At 67.2% G+C, this 13,108-nt stretch carries 12 protein-coding genes; 6 read left to right on the forward strand and 6 right to left on the reverse strand.

Translation table 11 applies throughout. The features are described 5' to 3' along the window. Positions 1 to 83 precede the first annotated feature (83 nt). The 4 genes from sppA to QWL29_RS11485 form a co-directional block, all read right to left on the reverse strand. On the reverse strand, positions 84 to 1,940 hold the full coding sequence (gene sppA / locus QWL29_RS11470) for a signal peptide peptidase SppA (protein WP_305823025.1): 1,857 nt from the start codon (positions 1,938 to 1,940) through the stop codon (positions 84 to 86). Between the two features lie 53 nt (positions 1,941 to 1,993). Next, on the reverse strand, positions 1,994 to 3,463 hold the full coding sequence (locus tag QWL29_RS11475) for a sodium:solute symporter (RefSeq protein WP_305823026.1): 1,470 nt from the start codon (positions 3,461 to 3,463) through the stop codon (positions 1,994 to 1,996). A gap of 240 nt (positions 3,464 to 3,703) precedes the next feature. Beyond that, positions 3,704 to 4,147: a hypothetical protein gene (locus tag QWL29_RS11480; protein ID WP_305823027.1), complete on the reverse strand. Its 444-nt coding sequence runs from the start codon at positions 4,145 to 4,147 to the stop codon at positions 3,704 to 3,706. A 97-nt stretch (positions 4,148 to 4,244) separates the two neighbouring features. After that, a complete protein-coding gene (locus tag QWL29_RS11485; protein WP_305823028.1) occupies positions 4,245 to 5,798 on the reverse strand; it encodes an NYN domain-containing protein in 1,554 nt (517 codons plus the stop codon). A gap of 193 nt (positions 5,799 to 5,991) precedes the next feature. On the opposite strand from QWL29_RS11485, the gene QWL29_RS11490 reads away from it, so the two are divergent. Beyond that, positions 5,992 to 7,671 carry a phosphoethanolamine transferase family protein gene (locus QWL29_RS11490; RefSeq protein ID WP_305823029.1) on the forward strand — a complete coding sequence of 560 codons (1,680 nt, stop codon included), beginning with the start codon at positions 5,992 to 5,994 and terminating at the stop codon, positions 7,669 to 7,671. A gap of 4 nt (positions 7,672 to 7,675) precedes the next feature. On the opposite strand, the gene QWL29_RS11495 is transcribed toward QWL29_RS11490, so the two are convergent. Further along, positions 7,676 to 8,095 carry a DUF1810 domain-containing protein gene (locus QWL29_RS11495; protein WP_305823030.1) on the reverse strand — a complete coding sequence of 140 codons (420 nt, stop codon included), beginning with the start codon at positions 8,093 to 8,095 and terminating at the stop codon, positions 7,676 to 7,678. Between the two features lie 61 nt (positions 8,096 to 8,156). Here QWL29_RS11495 and QWL29_RS11500 point away from each other — a divergent pair, with 61 nt between their 5' ends. Then, positions 8,157 to 8,378: a DUF3820 family protein gene (locus QWL29_RS11500; protein WP_305823031.1), complete on the forward strand. Its 222-nt coding sequence runs from the start codon at positions 8,157 to 8,159 to the stop codon at positions 8,376 to 8,378. An 86-nt stretch (positions 8,379 to 8,464) separates the two neighbouring features. Further along, a complete protein-coding gene (locus QWL29_RS11505; protein ID WP_305823032.1) occupies positions 8,465 to 8,857 on the forward strand; it encodes a response regulator transcription factor in 393 nt (130 codons plus the stop codon). On the opposite strand, the gene QWL29_RS11510 is transcribed toward QWL29_RS11505, so the two are convergent. Continuing rightward, positions 8,793 to 9,338, reverse strand: a complete 546-nt coding sequence (locus tag QWL29_RS11510; protein WP_305823033.1) for a hypothetical protein — start codon at positions 9,336 to 9,338, stop codon at positions 8,793 to 8,795. The two genes, QWL29_RS11505 and QWL29_RS11510, sit on opposite strands and share 65 nt — an antisense overlap. On the opposite strand from QWL29_RS11510, the gene QWL29_RS11515 reads away from it, so the two are divergent. The 3 genes from QWL29_RS11515 to QWL29_RS11525 are packed head-to-tail and all read left to right on the forward strand — an operon-like array spanning position 9,337 to position 13,096. Beyond that, positions 9,337 to 9,918, forward strand: a complete 582-nt coding sequence (locus tag QWL29_RS11515; protein WP_305823034.1) for a HEAT repeat domain-containing protein — start codon at positions 9,337 to 9,339, stop codon at positions 9,916 to 9,918. The two genes, QWL29_RS11510 and QWL29_RS11515, sit on opposite strands and share 2 nt — an antisense overlap. Continuing rightward, positions 9,915 to 11,408 carry a glycosyltransferase family 2 protein gene (locus QWL29_RS11520; RefSeq protein WP_305823035.1) on the forward strand — a complete coding sequence of 498 codons (1,494 nt, stop codon included), beginning with the start codon at positions 9,915 to 9,917 and terminating at the stop codon, positions 11,406 to 11,408. Before QWL29_RS11515 ends, QWL29_RS11520 begins: the two co-directional genes overlap by 4 nt. Next, positions 11,405 to 13,096: a hypothetical protein gene (locus QWL29_RS11525; protein WP_305823036.1), complete on the forward strand. Its 1,692-nt coding sequence runs from the start codon at positions 11,405 to 11,407 to the stop codon at positions 13,094 to 13,096. The genes QWL29_RS11520 and QWL29_RS11525 overlap by 4 nt, the downstream gene beginning before the upstream one ends. The last annotated feature ends 12 nt before the right edge of the window (positions 13,097 to 13,108 follow it).

The raw sequence follows: 13,108 nt of genomic DNA on the forward strand, positions 1-13,108 counted from the left end.
AAACGAAAACGGGCGCTGGAACCCCAGCGCCCGCCTCCTTCATTTGTAACAGCCGTTACAAATTCACTGCGAAGCTTACATGATCACGGCAGTTCGCACAGGCAGTGCGTAACGGCGGCAAACGGTTTCTTGCCGTCGGCCAGCTCGTTCAGCCAGCCCAGGTCCTTGGCCACGCCGGCGACCGCACCGGCCGGCAAGGCGTCCGGCAGCATCCCCAGCTTGACCTGGATGTTGAGGGCGGTCTGGGTCGAGGCGCCCATCATTTCCAGGAAGCGCTCGAACTTCGAGCCCGGACGCTCGACATACGAGATGCGGAAGTCGTCGCCCAGCCTGGCGCGCCTGGCGGCCGAGCGCAGCGCGTCGCCGTAGCTGCCCAGGGTATCGACCAGGCCGCGCTCCTTGGCCTGGGCGCCGGTCCAGACGCGGCCCTGCCCCACTTCGTCGATCTTCGCGGCGCTGGTCTTGCGCGCCACGGCGGCCTTGGTGGTGAACTCCTTGTACACGTGGTTGATGCTGGACTGGATCAGCTGGGTGAAGCGCGGGTCCATCGGACGCAGCGGATTGTAGGCGTCGGCCAGCCAGGTGGTGGTGTAGCCGCCGGTGCGCACGCCCAGCTTGTCGGCCACCTTGTCCGCCGTCGGCAGGATGGCGAACACGCCGATCGAGCCGGTGATGGTGGCCGGGTCGGCGATCACTTCGTCGGCCGCCATCGAGATCCAGTAGCCGCCGGAAGCGGCGACGTTGCCCATCGAGACCACGACTGGCTTACCGGCCGCGCGCGTGAGTTCCAGCTCGCGCCGGATCAGTTCCGACGCGTAGGCGCTGCCGCCGGGCGAATCCACGCGCAGCACCACGGCCTTGATCTGGTCGTCTTCGCGCGCGCGGCGGATCTGGTTGGCGGTCGAGACGCCGCCGACCACGCCGGGGCCGCCCTGGCCGTCGACGATCTCGCCTTCGGCCACGATCACGCCGACCGCGTCGCCCAGCACCGGCTGCGGGTTGCGTCCCAGGTAGTCGTTGAACGAGACCTGGCGGAACGAGTCGATCGACTCGTCGAAGACGCCGCGCTTGATCATCATGGCGCGCACTTCATCCTTGGTCTTGATGCCGTCCACCAGCTTCTGGTTCAGCGCCACCTGGGCGGCGCTGCCGCCGGCCGCTTCCATCAGCTGCGGCAGCTGGTCGATGCCGCGTGCGACGGCGCCTTGCGGCAGCTTGCGGTTCTTCTCGACCTGGGCTGTGTAGTTGTTCCACAGGTCGCCGTACAGATAGGTGTCCGCTTCCAGCGCCGCCTGCGACGGGGCGTTGGCGATATACGGCTCGGCCGCGCTCTTGTAGGTGCCGACCTTGATCAGGTTCACCGTTACGCCGAGCTTGTCGAGGGCATCGCGGTAGTAGTTGCGGTGGCGGCCGAAGCCTTCGATCATCACCATGCCCATCGGGTGCACATACACCTCGTTGGCGTGCGAAGCCAGCAGGTAGCGCTTCTGGTCGTAGGCCCCGCCCCAGGCCACCACGCGCTTGCCGGCCGCTTTCACGCGGTCGATCGCGGCGCCGACTTCGCGCAACTGGGCCAGGCCACCGCCGTCCATCTCGTCGAGCAGCAGCACCACGCTGCCGACCTTGTCGTCCTTGGCGGCCGCGTTCAGCACGGTGAGCAGATCGCGCAGCTGGATGGTGCGGCGGGTTTCGCCGCCGATGCTGCCGACCAGGGTATCGCTGAAGCTGCCGGTGTTCTGCTCGGCCAGGTCGCCGCGCAGTTCCAGCACCAGCGCCGTCTTGGCCGCCAGCGGCTTGGAACCGCCGCTGAAGATGGCGATCAGGAGCACGATCACGAGCAGCAGGAAGAAGAAATTCAGCACGAAGCGGCGCGTGGCGTCGAGGCCGCGCCAGAGCGCGCCGATACCGCGGCGCAGGGAAGACAGGGGCTTGAAGGACATCGGAACTCCGCTAAAAGGGTTGGTATGCGCTTGGGACAGGTGCGGTTAAGACATTACGCTGCGACAGCCGTCTTGTTCAGCGACTCCCTGCGGGAGATCGCGAACAAACCGGCGAAGACGAGTATGCCATTCAGGATCAGCAGTTCAAGGCCCAGGCGATAATTGCCCAGCAGATACTGTTGATAGTGCTCAAGCAGTGCACAAAGAATCGGAGCGCCGATCGTCACCCAGGGCACCAGGCGGTCGACCAGGGTGCGGCGCGTGAGCATGCCAAAGGCGAACAGCCCGAGCAGCGGGCCATAGGTGTAGGCAGCCAGCTTCAGGATGATCACGATCATGCTCGGCTCGTCGATCCACTTGAAGCCCATCACCAGCACCAGGAACAGCGCGGCAAAGCCGAGGTGGACGTGGCGGCGCAGCGCTTCCTGGCGCTCGACGCTCAGGTCCGGGCGGCGCTTGATGCCGAGGATGTCGATGCAGAAGGTCGAGGTCAGCGCGGTAATCGCGCCGTCGGCGCTGGGAAACAGGGCCGAGACCAGGGCGATCAGGAAGATGATCTGCACCGCGGCGGGCAGGTGTCCCATCACCACGGCTGGAAAGATCTTGTCGCCGGTCGCCAGCACGCCCACGCTTGGCGCGTACAGGTAAAGCAGCCCGCCCAGGAACAGGAAGATCGAGAGCACGACCACCAGCACCGCGGTCAGGCTCAGCAGGTTCTTTTGCGAATCCTTCAGGGTTTTCACCGAAATCGTTTTCTGCATCATTTCCTGGTCCATACCGGTCATGGTAAGCACGATGAAGATGCCGGCCACGATCTGCTTCAGCCAGTAGTTCGGGCTATCGAAGTCGGTGGTGAAAATGCGCGCCAGGCCTTGCGACTGCATCGCGGTCAGGCTTTCGGTCATCGACATGCCCAGCCCGTCGAGCAGGAACCACACGCAGGCGAACAGGCCGAACAGCATGCAGCTCGTTTGCAGGGTGTCGGTCCAGACGATGGTCTTCACGCCGCCCTGGTAGGTGTACATCAGGATCATGCCCAGGATGACCAGGGTGGTCAGCCAGAACGGGATGCCCAGACTGTCGAGGATGATGGCTTGCAGAATGTTCACCACAAGGTACAGCCGTGCGGTCGAGCCGAGCAGGCGCGAGACGATGAAGAACCCGGCCCCGCTCTGGTAGGCGCGGCGGCCCAGGCGTACGTCGAGGTAATGGTAGATCGAGGTGAGTTTCAGGCGGTAGTACAGGGGCAGCAGGATGTACGCAACGGCGATATAGCCGATCACGTAGCCGATCAGGATCTGCGCATAGCCGAAGGCATCCTTGCCGACCGCGCCGGGCACGCTGATGAAGGTGGCGCCGGACAGGGTGGTGCCGACCATGCCGAAGGCGACCAGCATCCAGTTGCTGCTTTTGTTACCGATGAAGAAGCTGTCGTTGTTGGCGTTGCGGGAGGTTGCCCAGGCCACGCCGAGCAGGAGCGCGAAGTAGCCGATCAGGATGCAGAACAGTAGAGCCGGTGACATGTCAATCCGAGGTGTTGTCGTTTCGCCCAGCAATATACACCCAGAACCATCAGCCGGTCACCTCGGCTTTTTGGTTGCGGGGGTGCGGGGGTGCGTAGGGTGGGCACTTGTGCCCACGCGGTACGGCGCTTGATCATCGATTGCCACGAGATCACGTGGCGCCCTGTATTAACCGGTGATACCGCGTGGGCTCGAGAGCCCACCCTACGGGATCCACAACAATTATAACGACCCGCCGTGTCACGCCTCTTCGCCCTCGACCCGCTCGAACGGCCCGATGCACGCCTCCATCGACTCGTCGGTACACATCAGGAACAAGCCGCCCGAGGGATGGAAGCGCACGAAATTGGTGGCCCGGGTGCCGACCTGCATGATTTCGCCAGAACAGTCCTTCTTGCCGTTGTCCTTCACGATGCGGTCTTCCAGCTTGTAGAAGCCTTTGTCGCTGGGCTTGTCGGGGATGCTGAATTCGCTTTCCGACACCTCTTCGGCGCTGGTGACGAGCGTGGTGCCGTCACCGCGGAAGCGGTAGGTTTCGGAGCAGCGCAAGGTGGGCAGCGCCAGCTTCCAGATACCGAGGATGGGGTGCGAAGACGCCGGCGCCGGCGGCGCAGCCGATGCAAGCGGCGCGCCGACGAGGAGAGAAACAGCGAACAGGGTCGGGAAACCGGCAGATACACGCATGGCAGGCCTTTCACCGCGAACGAACAAGGTTGAGCGCGGCGCCGCACCGGGTTGCCCCCGCGCGGCGCCGACCATGCTGTCGTCCGCCCGACCCGCCTTACGCGTCCGCCTTCGGCTTGGCCGGACGGCGGCTGCGCGTGGCCGGCTTGCGGGCTGGCGCCTTGTGCGCGGGCTTGCCGCCCTTCGTGCGCGCAGGCTTGGCGTCGTCGGCCGTTGCGTCGGCCGGGTCCGCTTCCACAGCATTGTCTCCATTCTCGCCGATTGCCGGAATCGCTGCTTCCGGCAAGAGTGCGCCCAGTGCCTCGGCGGCGGCGCCTTCCGCAGGCGGCAAGTCCTGCGGTGCATCCGGGGTGGCAAGGGCATCCTGCGCGACGCCCACCGGCGCCAGCTCGGCGGCTGCGGCATCGCCTTCGGCAGCGGCGGTCGCCTTCTTGGCGGCCGGCTTGCGCGGCGTGCGGCGGCGTTCCTTCGGCGGCTTGGCTGGTGCTTCTTCAGCTGGCTGCGCTTCCGCAGCCGCATCGGCTACCGGCTCGGCCGCCGGAACAGCGTCAACCGGCGCAGCAGTCTCGGCCGGTACCACCGCTGCAGGCTCGGGCCATGCCTGCGCACCCGTTTCCAGCTGGCCGACTTCATCCGGCGTCACGGCCACCACTGGCGCCTCGTTGCGGGCCGAGCCCTTGCGGCCACGGCCGCCACGGCGGCGGCCTTCGCCACGGGTGTCTTCGTGTGGCGCAGCCGATGCGACCGTTTCGCCAGCCTGGGCAGCCAGGTCCAGCGGGGTCTCGGCCGGCGCCGCCACGTCCGCCGCCGCGGCCGACGTGGCGCCGCTGCTGCGGTACACATAGGTGCCCGACTTCTCGTCGCGGCCGAATTCGAACAGGCCGCGCACCTGCGCTTCTTCCAGCAAATTGCCGAAGGTGCGGAAACCGTAGTACACCTCGGAGAATTCCGGACGGCGGCGCTTCAGGGTGTCCTTCAGCAGCGAGGCCCAGATCTTGCCGGTGTCGCCGCGTTCCGACACCAGGGCGTCGAAGGTCTCGACCACCATTTCCAGGGCTTGCACCTTGCGCACTTCGAGTTCTTCCTTGCGCTTGTCGTCGCTCGGGCGGCGCGATTGCGGCTGGGCCTTGCGCGCTTCCGATTCTTCCTTGCGCTTGGCGGCGGCGCGGCGCACTTCGCGCACCAGGTCGTCGTAGAAGATGAATTCGTCACAGTTGGCCACCAGCAGGTCGGAGGTCGACTGCTTCACGCCCACGCCGATCACCTGCTTGTTGTTCTCGCGCAGCTTCGATACCAGCGGCGAAAAGTCCGAGTCGCCGCTGATGATGACGAAGGTGTTCACGTGCGACTTGGTGTAGCAGAGGTCGAGCGCATCGACGACCAGGCGGATGTCGGCCGAGTTCTTGCCGGACTGGCGCACGTGCGGGATTTCGATCAGCTCGAAGTTCGCTTCGTGCATGGTCGACTTGAAGCCCTTGTAGCGTTCCCAGTCGCAGTAGGCTTTCTTGACGACGATGCTGCCCTTCAGGAGCAGGCGCTCGAGGACCGGCTTGATGTCGAATTTTTCGTAGTTCGCATCGCGCACGCCGAGGGCGACGTTCTCGAAGTCGCAGAACACGGCCATGCTGATGTTGTCGGAAGATGAAGCCATGAATTGTTGATTTCTAAAAATTGATGGATAGCTTCGCGGATTATACGCACAACAAGCTCCCTTTCCGCACGCATGTCAACGCGGCCATGTCCGCGAATATGTTCCGGGCTTAACGAAAACTTCACACCCATGCTTATAGACTCGCCGCCGAGAAAGAAATCTTCCCTGTTGCAAGCTTGAGTCCCGAGTCCGCATGAACCATTCGCAACGTGTTCCTTTGCGCCTGCGCCAGATTTTCCTGGCCTCCCTGCCCCCGCTGCCGTCCCAGCTGCTGCCGCCGCTGCTACCCCTTTTGCTACCCCTTCTGCTGCCCCTGCTGGCGCTGCTGGCCGCGATCAATGCCGGCCATGCCGGCGCCCGCGCCTGGCAAGTGCTGGTGCTGGCACTGCCCGGCTGGTTCTGGCTGTGGTGGCCGCTGCGCAGCGCACGCCGGCGCCGCCTGCAGGGCTGGCTCTGCTTGGCTCTTGGCCTGGCCTTCGTGCTCGACGGCGCCGTGCGCGGCTTCCTGCTGGCCTGCTACGACGCCCTGCCGAACAGTTCGATGGTGCTGAGCGCGGTCGCCAACACCACGCCGGGCGAATCGCGTGAATTCGCCGCCATGTACTGGCGCGACATGCTCGAATGGTCGCTGTTCGCCCTGCTCTGTTCAAGCCTGCTGGCCTGGGGGATACGCCTCTGGTGGCGCCATCCGCCGCGCCTGCCCGAGCCGCGCGGCTGGCGCATCGCGATCGCCGTGCTGATGCTGGCGCTGATCGTCGGTTCGCTCGCCAGCAAGCCCTGGCGCCGCCATCATCCGCTCCTGTTCTGGCCGCAGTGGGCCCAGGATATCGGCGACTTGCGCCGCGAATGGGGGCAGATGGACGCCCAGCGCCAGCGCCTGCTGGCGGCGGCGAAACAGCTGGCCCCGACCCTGGCCGCGGACAGCCCCGACACCCTGGTGCTGGTGATCAGCGAAAGCATGAACCGGAACAACATGAGCAGCTACGGCTACGCGCGCCCCACCTCGCCGCGCCTGTTCGCACGCCAGCGCGAACTGGGCGAGCGCATGGAAGTGTTCCGCCATGCCTGGTCGGTGAACGCGTCCACGGTCCCGGCCCTGCGCAATCTGTTCTATTTCGGCGCGCCGGAGTCCAGCAAGCGCGTGCACCTGCTGGCGCTGGCGCGTGCCGCCGGTTACCGCACCTGGTGGATCAGCAACCACAACGACCTCGCCATCGAGCAGGAACATGCGCGCCTGGCCGATACCGTCGAGATCCTGAACCGCAAGCCCGGACGCGGCTCGGAAGCGCTCGACGAACACGTGCTGCCGGTGATGCGCACGGCCCTGGCGGACAAGGCGCCGCGCAAGCTGATCGTGGTGCACATGCTGGGCCTGCACCCGGACTACGCGATGCGCCACCCGGCCGGCATGCGTCCCTTCCTCGATGCCGCCGACGGCGTCGATGCCCGCCTGCGCCGGCAAGGCCGCCCGGCCTGGCTGCGCGCCATGCGCAACCAGTACGATTCCGCGGTGCGCTACCACGACGCGACGGTGGCGGCCACGCTCGACCTGAGCCGCCACGCGCCGGGCAAGCAGGTGTGGGTGTTCCTGTCGGACCATGGCCAGGAAGTCGGCCACACCATCGACCGCGCCGGCCACAGCGCCACCACGCCCGACGGCTACCGGATCCCGCTGATGGTATGGAGCTCGTACCAGGACACGGCGCCGGGCGCGAGCTTGAACCTGCCGGTGCGCGGCGACTGGCTGGCGCACAGCCTGACGAATCTGCTCGGCATCGAGTGGCAGGGCGTCCAGCCGGGCCAGGACGTGTTCGACGCCCGCTACCGCTGGCGGCCGCCGCGACTTCCCGTGCGCATCGACTTCAATACGTAGATCGTCACACGCGGGCCATCGTCGCCGCGTCGGCCTCGCCATCGAAGAAGATGTCGAGGCAGCTCTGGAACACGGCTTCGTCGGGCGCCACGTCGGCGAACAAGGTCATCGAGGATTGGAACTTGCGGTCGTCGGGGCTGCCGAAGATGTCGCCGATGTCGCGGCCGGCGTGGGTGGCGACCAGGCGCGCGCATTCGCGCAGGCGCGGCCCCAGCACCGGGTGGGCGAGATAGGCGGCGGCTTCGTCTTCCGAACCGATGGCGTACCTGCGCGCCATCTCGCTGCTGCCCAGCCCTTCGATTTGCGGAAAGATGAACCACATCCAGTGCGTGTGCTTGTGGCCGGTGCGCAGTTCGGCCAGCACGTCGGAGTAGACCGGGTCCTGCGCGGCGACGAAGCGGTCGAGGTTGAAATCGGTATCCATGGCAATCTCCCAGTAGTTTTAATGCTACATCGTTACCAGGATTTGCTAAAGTGCCGCCACGATGAAACCCGAACACCTGTCCCTGCTGCTGACCCGAGAGATGCCCTACGGTAAATATGAGGGCCGCAAGATCGCCGACTTGCCCGGCCATTACCTGGGCTGGTTCGCGCGCGAAGGCTTTCCGCGCGGAGAATTAGGGCAATTGCTGGAACTGATGTACGAGCTCGATCACAACGACCTGCGCAGCCTGCTCGATCCGCTGCGCCAGCGTCCGCGTACCTGACCTATAGTCATTGCCGTGCCCGGCCTCCGCCTGTACCGGAGCGCGCTTCGATATAATTGCTCCCACTCAAAGCTTTCCGATCTAGCATGCAGACCGACACCCTTAGCGCCAGCATCCTCGTCGTCGAGGACGACGACCACATTTCCCAGGTCCTGCGCTTCATGCTGGAACGCCAGGGCTACCGGGTCACGCACATGGCCGACGGCCGCGCCGTCAGCGACTACATCGCCGCCAACGGCCCGCCGAATCTGGTGCTGCTCGACGTGATGCTGCCGTATGTCGACGGCTTCGAAATCGTGGCCCTGATCCGCGCCCAGGCCTCCTGGCGCGAAGTGCCGGTGCTGATGCTCACCGCGAAAAACACCGAACGCGACACCGTGCGCGCGCTCGACGCCGGCGCCAACGACTTCGTCATCAAACCCTTCCAGCCGCAGGAACTGCTGGCCCGCGTGCGCCGCTTCCTGCGCACCGGCGCCTGACGCCGCAAGGCGCGCTTTCGATACCGACGTGCAGGCGTCCTTCCTCACCCCCACGGGCCATTCCGACATCTTCATCACCGCCGCGATCTGGACCGGCCTCGCCGCGCTGCTGCTGACACTGCTGCTCGGCCTGCAGATCATCGCCATGCGCGTGGGCCTGCGCCGCCGCCAGCGCGGCGAAGCGCGCGCGCTGGCGCGCTGGCGGCCGGTGCTGAACGCCGCCATCGTCGGCGACATCCCGGACACCCTGCCGGCGCTGCGCCACGGCGAACGCCTGCCCTTCCTGCGCCTGTGGGCTCACCTGCAGGGGTCGCTGCGCGGCGAAACCAACGAAGCCCTGAACGAGGTGGCGCGCCGCGCCGGCATCGACGTCTACGCGCGCACCCTGCTGGCGCGCGGCGCGCGCCCGGCGCGCCTGCTCGCCGCGCTGGTGCTGGGCCCACCTGCACGACCACGCAGCCTGGCCGGCGCTGATGCGCATGGCCGAGTCGCCGGACGACACGGTATCGCTGACCGCCCTCTGGGCGCTGGTGCGGATCGACCCGCAGGCGGCGGCCGACTACATGGTCCCGCTGTTCATCGCGCGCGAGGACTGGGCGCTGTCGCTGGCGGCCGGCATCCTGCAGCAGGCCGGCGAGCCGGCCGGCGCCGCGCTGGCGCGCCACCTGCCGCAGCTCGACGCGGCGCACCTGCCGCGCGGCCTGCGCATTGCCGAAGCCCTGCACGTGACCCTGCCGGCCGGCCTGCTGGCCGGCGCCCTGCGCAGCGAGGCCATGCCGGTGGTGATCGCCGAGGTGCGCGCGCTGCTGGCGCACGAGGACTGGCAGGTGCGGGTGCAGGCCGCGCGTGCCCTGGGCCGGGTCGGCGAACGCTCCGACGCCGCGCGCCTGGCCGCCCTGCTCGGCGATGCCCAGTGGTGGGTGCGCTACCGCGCAGCCCAGGCGCTGCTGGAACTCCCGGCGCTGTCGCGCGCCGACCTCGAGGCCCTGCGCGCCTCGCTCACCGACCGCTTCGCGGCCGACATGCTGGGCCAGGCGATGGCGGAAAGCGGCGCGGCATGAACACCGACAGCCTGCTGGTCGCCTTTATCACCTGGTTCGTGCTCGCCTTTTTCGTGCTGCTGAACGGCGGCTACCTGCTGCTGAATCTGTTCTCGCTGCGCTCGCTGTACCGCAAGGGCCAGGAAGAATTCATCGGCGAGCTGCCGCGCGCCTATTCCGGCCTGGAGCCGCCGGTCAGCATCCTGGTGCCCGCGTATAACGAGGAAGCGACCATCGCCGCCTCGATCCGCTCGATGCTGCAGCTGACCTATGCCGAGTTCGAGATCATCGTCATCAACGACGGCTCGAAGGACAACACCCTGGAGGTGCTCAAGCGCGAGTTCGCCCTGCTGCCCTTCCCCGAAGCCTACCGGCGCCAGCTCGCGACGCAGGAGGTGCGGCAGATCTACCGCTCGACGCGCTACCCGAACGTGCGCGTAATCGACAAGGCCAACGGCGGCAAGGCCGACGCCCTGAACGCCGGCATCAACGCCTCGCGCTATCCGCTGTTCTGCGGCGTCGACGCCGACTCCATCCTGCAGCGCGACAGCCTGGCCAAGGTGACGGAACCCTTCCTGCGCGACCCGACGGTGGTGGCCACCGGCGGCACCGTGCGCGTGGCGAACGGCTGCGAGATCAGCGGCGGCTTCCTTACCCGCGTGGGCCTGCGGCGCAGCTTCCTGGCGCTGTTCCAGGTAGTCGAATACCTGCGCGCCTTTTTGTTCGGGAGACTGGGCTGGTCGGCGCTGAACGGCATGCTGATCATCTCCGGCGCCTTCGGCATCTTCCGCAAGGACGCGGTGGTGCTGGCCGGCGGCTACCGCACCGACACCATCGGCGAGGACATGGAACTGGTGGTGCGCATGCACCGCACCCTGCGCGCCAAACGCCAGCCCTACCGCATCGAGTTCGTGCCCGACCCGGTATGCTGGACCGAGGCGCCCGAAGACCTGGCCACGCTGAAGAACCAGCGCGTGCGCTGGCAGCGCGGCCTGGCCGAAAGCCTGCATGCCAACTGGGGCCTGCTGTTCTCGCGCAATGGCGGGATTCCCGGCTGGGTCGCCTTCCCCTTCATGCTGTTCTTCGAGTGGCTGGGGCCGGTGATCGAGCTGGGCGGCTACATCTACATGGTGTATGCCTTCCTCACCGGGCTGATTTCCTGGGAAGCCTTTGGCGCTTTCCTGTTCGTGGCGCTGGGGCTGGGCATTTTGCTGTCGGCCTCGGGGCTGATGCTGGAAGAGATGTCCTTCCACCTCTACCCGCGCGGCAAGCAGCTGCTGCTGCTCGGGCTGGTGGTGATCCTGGAAAACCTCGGCTACCGCCAGCTGAATACCTGGTGGCGCCTGATCGGGCTGTGGCGCTGGCTGGTGCAGAAGGAGTCCAGTTGGGGAACGATGAAGCGCAAGGGGGTCGATAGCGATGCGCGTGCGCTGCCCGGCGCGGCTGGGGTTCCTCCTCCGGTGGCGCCGGTTGAATCGCCGTCTGGCCAACCGCCGGGCGGTGCGCCATGAAATCCCTGTTCGCCGCGGCGCTGCTCCTGATGACGACTTCCGCCCACGCGGCCTGGCTGCAGGTCTGCCCCGCCGCCGCGGCGCCATCCGATGCGCCGCGCGCCGCCCTGCCCGGGCCTGGCGAGCGGGTGGTGGTGGCCAGCGCCAGGGCGCAGCTGCCCGGCTGCCGCGCGCTGCCGCTCGGCGTCGAGGCCAGCCAGGTCGAGGCCCTGTATCCGCTGGCGCCGGGCGACAAGCCGGCGCATACCATCCTGCTCCATGGTCCGCTTGACGGCAAACGCTTCGAGCCGGGCAGCCACGACCTGCCGCAGCCCGATCCGCCTGGGGCCACGCCGCGCCGCGAGATCATGCCGCTGCGGACCAACCTGCTGCCTGGCGCACGCGTGCGCACCTTCGGCATCGAGGAGCGGGTGAGCGTCGCGCATGCCAACGGCAAGCTGCGCCTCGTCTGCCGGCCTGGTACGCGCGCCGCCGGCGTGCTGCTGGACGGCGCCTGGCGCATGCCGCTGGCGTCGGTGTCGCTCGGCGTCAAGCATAGCGCCAGCGGCAGCTTCGCGGTTCAGGCGGCGGATGCCGCATCTGCCGCGCGCGAATCCTCGTACGACGTGGGCCATTTGGAAGCCGCCGCGGCGCCGCGCAGCGCCAGCCTGCCCCTGCCCCCGCGTCTCGACCGCGCCGGCTTTCGCCAATTTGTGATCCTCTGCCCGCAAGAGGCGGCAACGCTCGATCTCGACAGCCTCCACCTGGAGCCGGCGGCGGACCTGGCAAAGGCCAAGCCGGCGCCGCGCAGCACCTGGATCTGGGACCGCAGCGAATGGATGGAACGCGGCGACACGCTGCTGGCCTGGGCCAAGAGCGAAACCATCGGCGAGCTGTTCATCGTCGTCACGCTCGACGGGGCCAGGGTGCGCGATCCTGCCGGGCTGCGCGCTTTTATCCGCAAGGCGCATGCGGCCGGAATCGCGGTAACCAGTGTCGAGGGCGATCCGCACATGGCGCTGCCCGCTCACCGCGCCGCCACCGCCGACCGCGCGCGCGCCTTTGCCGCCTACAACCGCGAAGCTGCGCCGGAAGAACGCCTGCGCGCGATGCAGTTCGACGTCGAGCCTTACCTGCTGCCTGATACCGTGCTGGCGCCGTCAGACCGCGGCCGCGAGTACCTGGCGATGGCGCGCGCCCTGCGCGAAGCGGCGGGCGACATGGCGATCGAATACGTCGTGCCCTTCTGGTGGTGGGACAAGACCGCGCTGCTCGATGGGCTGGCAGGCCTTGCAGATGGCCTGGCGGTGATGGATTACCGCACAGCGCCGGATCAGATCTACAGCTTTGCCGCGCCCTTCCTCGACTGGTCCGCGCGGCATGGCAAGCGCGTGCACATCGCGCTGGAAGCCGGCCGCGTGGCGCCCGAACGCCAGCGCCGCTATGTGCGGACGGATGCGAACGAAGCCGGCGAGCTGCTGCTGGTGCAGGCGGAAGAGATGCCGGCGCCGCTGCTGGTGCTGCTGCGCCAGCCGGCCAGGGTGGCGAACGCTTCCCTGTACCGTTTCAGCAGCGAACGCACGCTGGACGGCAGCGCCACCAGCTTCCATGCCGACAAGGCGGCATTGCGCACGCTGTTGCCGGAACTCGAACGCGATCTTGGCGCCTGGCCGGGGTTTGCGGGGATTGCACTGCACGGCTGGCGTTGATACACCGCCGGG

The organism is Massilia brevitalea (assembly GCF_030711405.1).
Lineage (GTDB): Bacteria > Pseudomonadota > Gammaproteobacteria > Burkholderiales > Burkholderiaceae_D > Telluria > Telluria brevitalea.

Bases quoted from the DNA above. Each gene is read 5' to 3' on its own strand.
- QWL29_RS11480 (WP_305823027.1), bottom strand. From the start codon at position 4,147: ATGCGTGTATCTGCCGGTTTCCCGACCCTGTTCGCTGTTTCTCTCCTC.
- QWL29_RS11500 (WP_305823031.1), top strand. From the start codon at position 8,157: ATGAAACCCGAACACCTGTCCCTGCTGCTGACCCGAGAGATGCCCTAC.
- QWL29_RS11490 (WP_305823029.1), top strand. From the start codon at position 5,992: ATGAACCATTCGCAACGTGTTCCTTTGCGCCTGCGCCAGATTTTCCTG.
- QWL29_RS11495 (WP_305823030.1), bottom strand. From the start codon at position 8,095: ATGGATACCGATTTCAACCTCGACCGCTTCGTCGCCGCGCAGGACCCG.
- QWL29_RS11515 (WP_305823034.1), top strand. From the start codon at position 9,337: ATGGCCGAGTCGCCGGACGACACGGTATCGCTGACCGCCCTCTGGGCG.
- QWL29_RS11475 (WP_305823026.1), bottom strand. From the start codon at position 3,463: ATGTCACCGGCTCTACTGTTCTGCATCCTGATCGGCTACTTCGCGCTC.
- QWL29_RS11525 (WP_305823036.1), top strand. From the start codon at position 11,405: ATGAAATCCCTGTTCGCCGCGGCGCTGCTCCTGATGACGACTTCCGCC.
- QWL29_RS11510 (WP_305823033.1), bottom strand. From the start codon at position 9,338: ATGCGCATCAGCGCCGGCCAGGCTGCGTGGTCGTGCAGGTGGGCCCAG.
- sppA (WP_305823025.1), bottom strand. From the start codon at position 1,940: ATGTCCTTCAAGCCCCTGTCTTCCCTGCGCCGCGGTATCGGCGCGCTC.
- QWL29_RS11505 (WP_305823032.1), top strand. From the start codon at position 8,465: ATGCAGACCGACACCCTTAGCGCCAGCATCCTCGTCGTCGAGGACGAC.
- QWL29_RS11520 (WP_305823035.1), top strand. From the start codon at position 9,915: ATGAACACCGACAGCCTGCTGGTCGCCTTTATCACCTGGTTCGTGCTC.
- QWL29_RS11485 (WP_305823028.1), bottom strand. From the start codon at position 5,798: ATGGCTTCATCTTCCGACAACATCAGCATGGCCGTGTTCTGCGACTTC.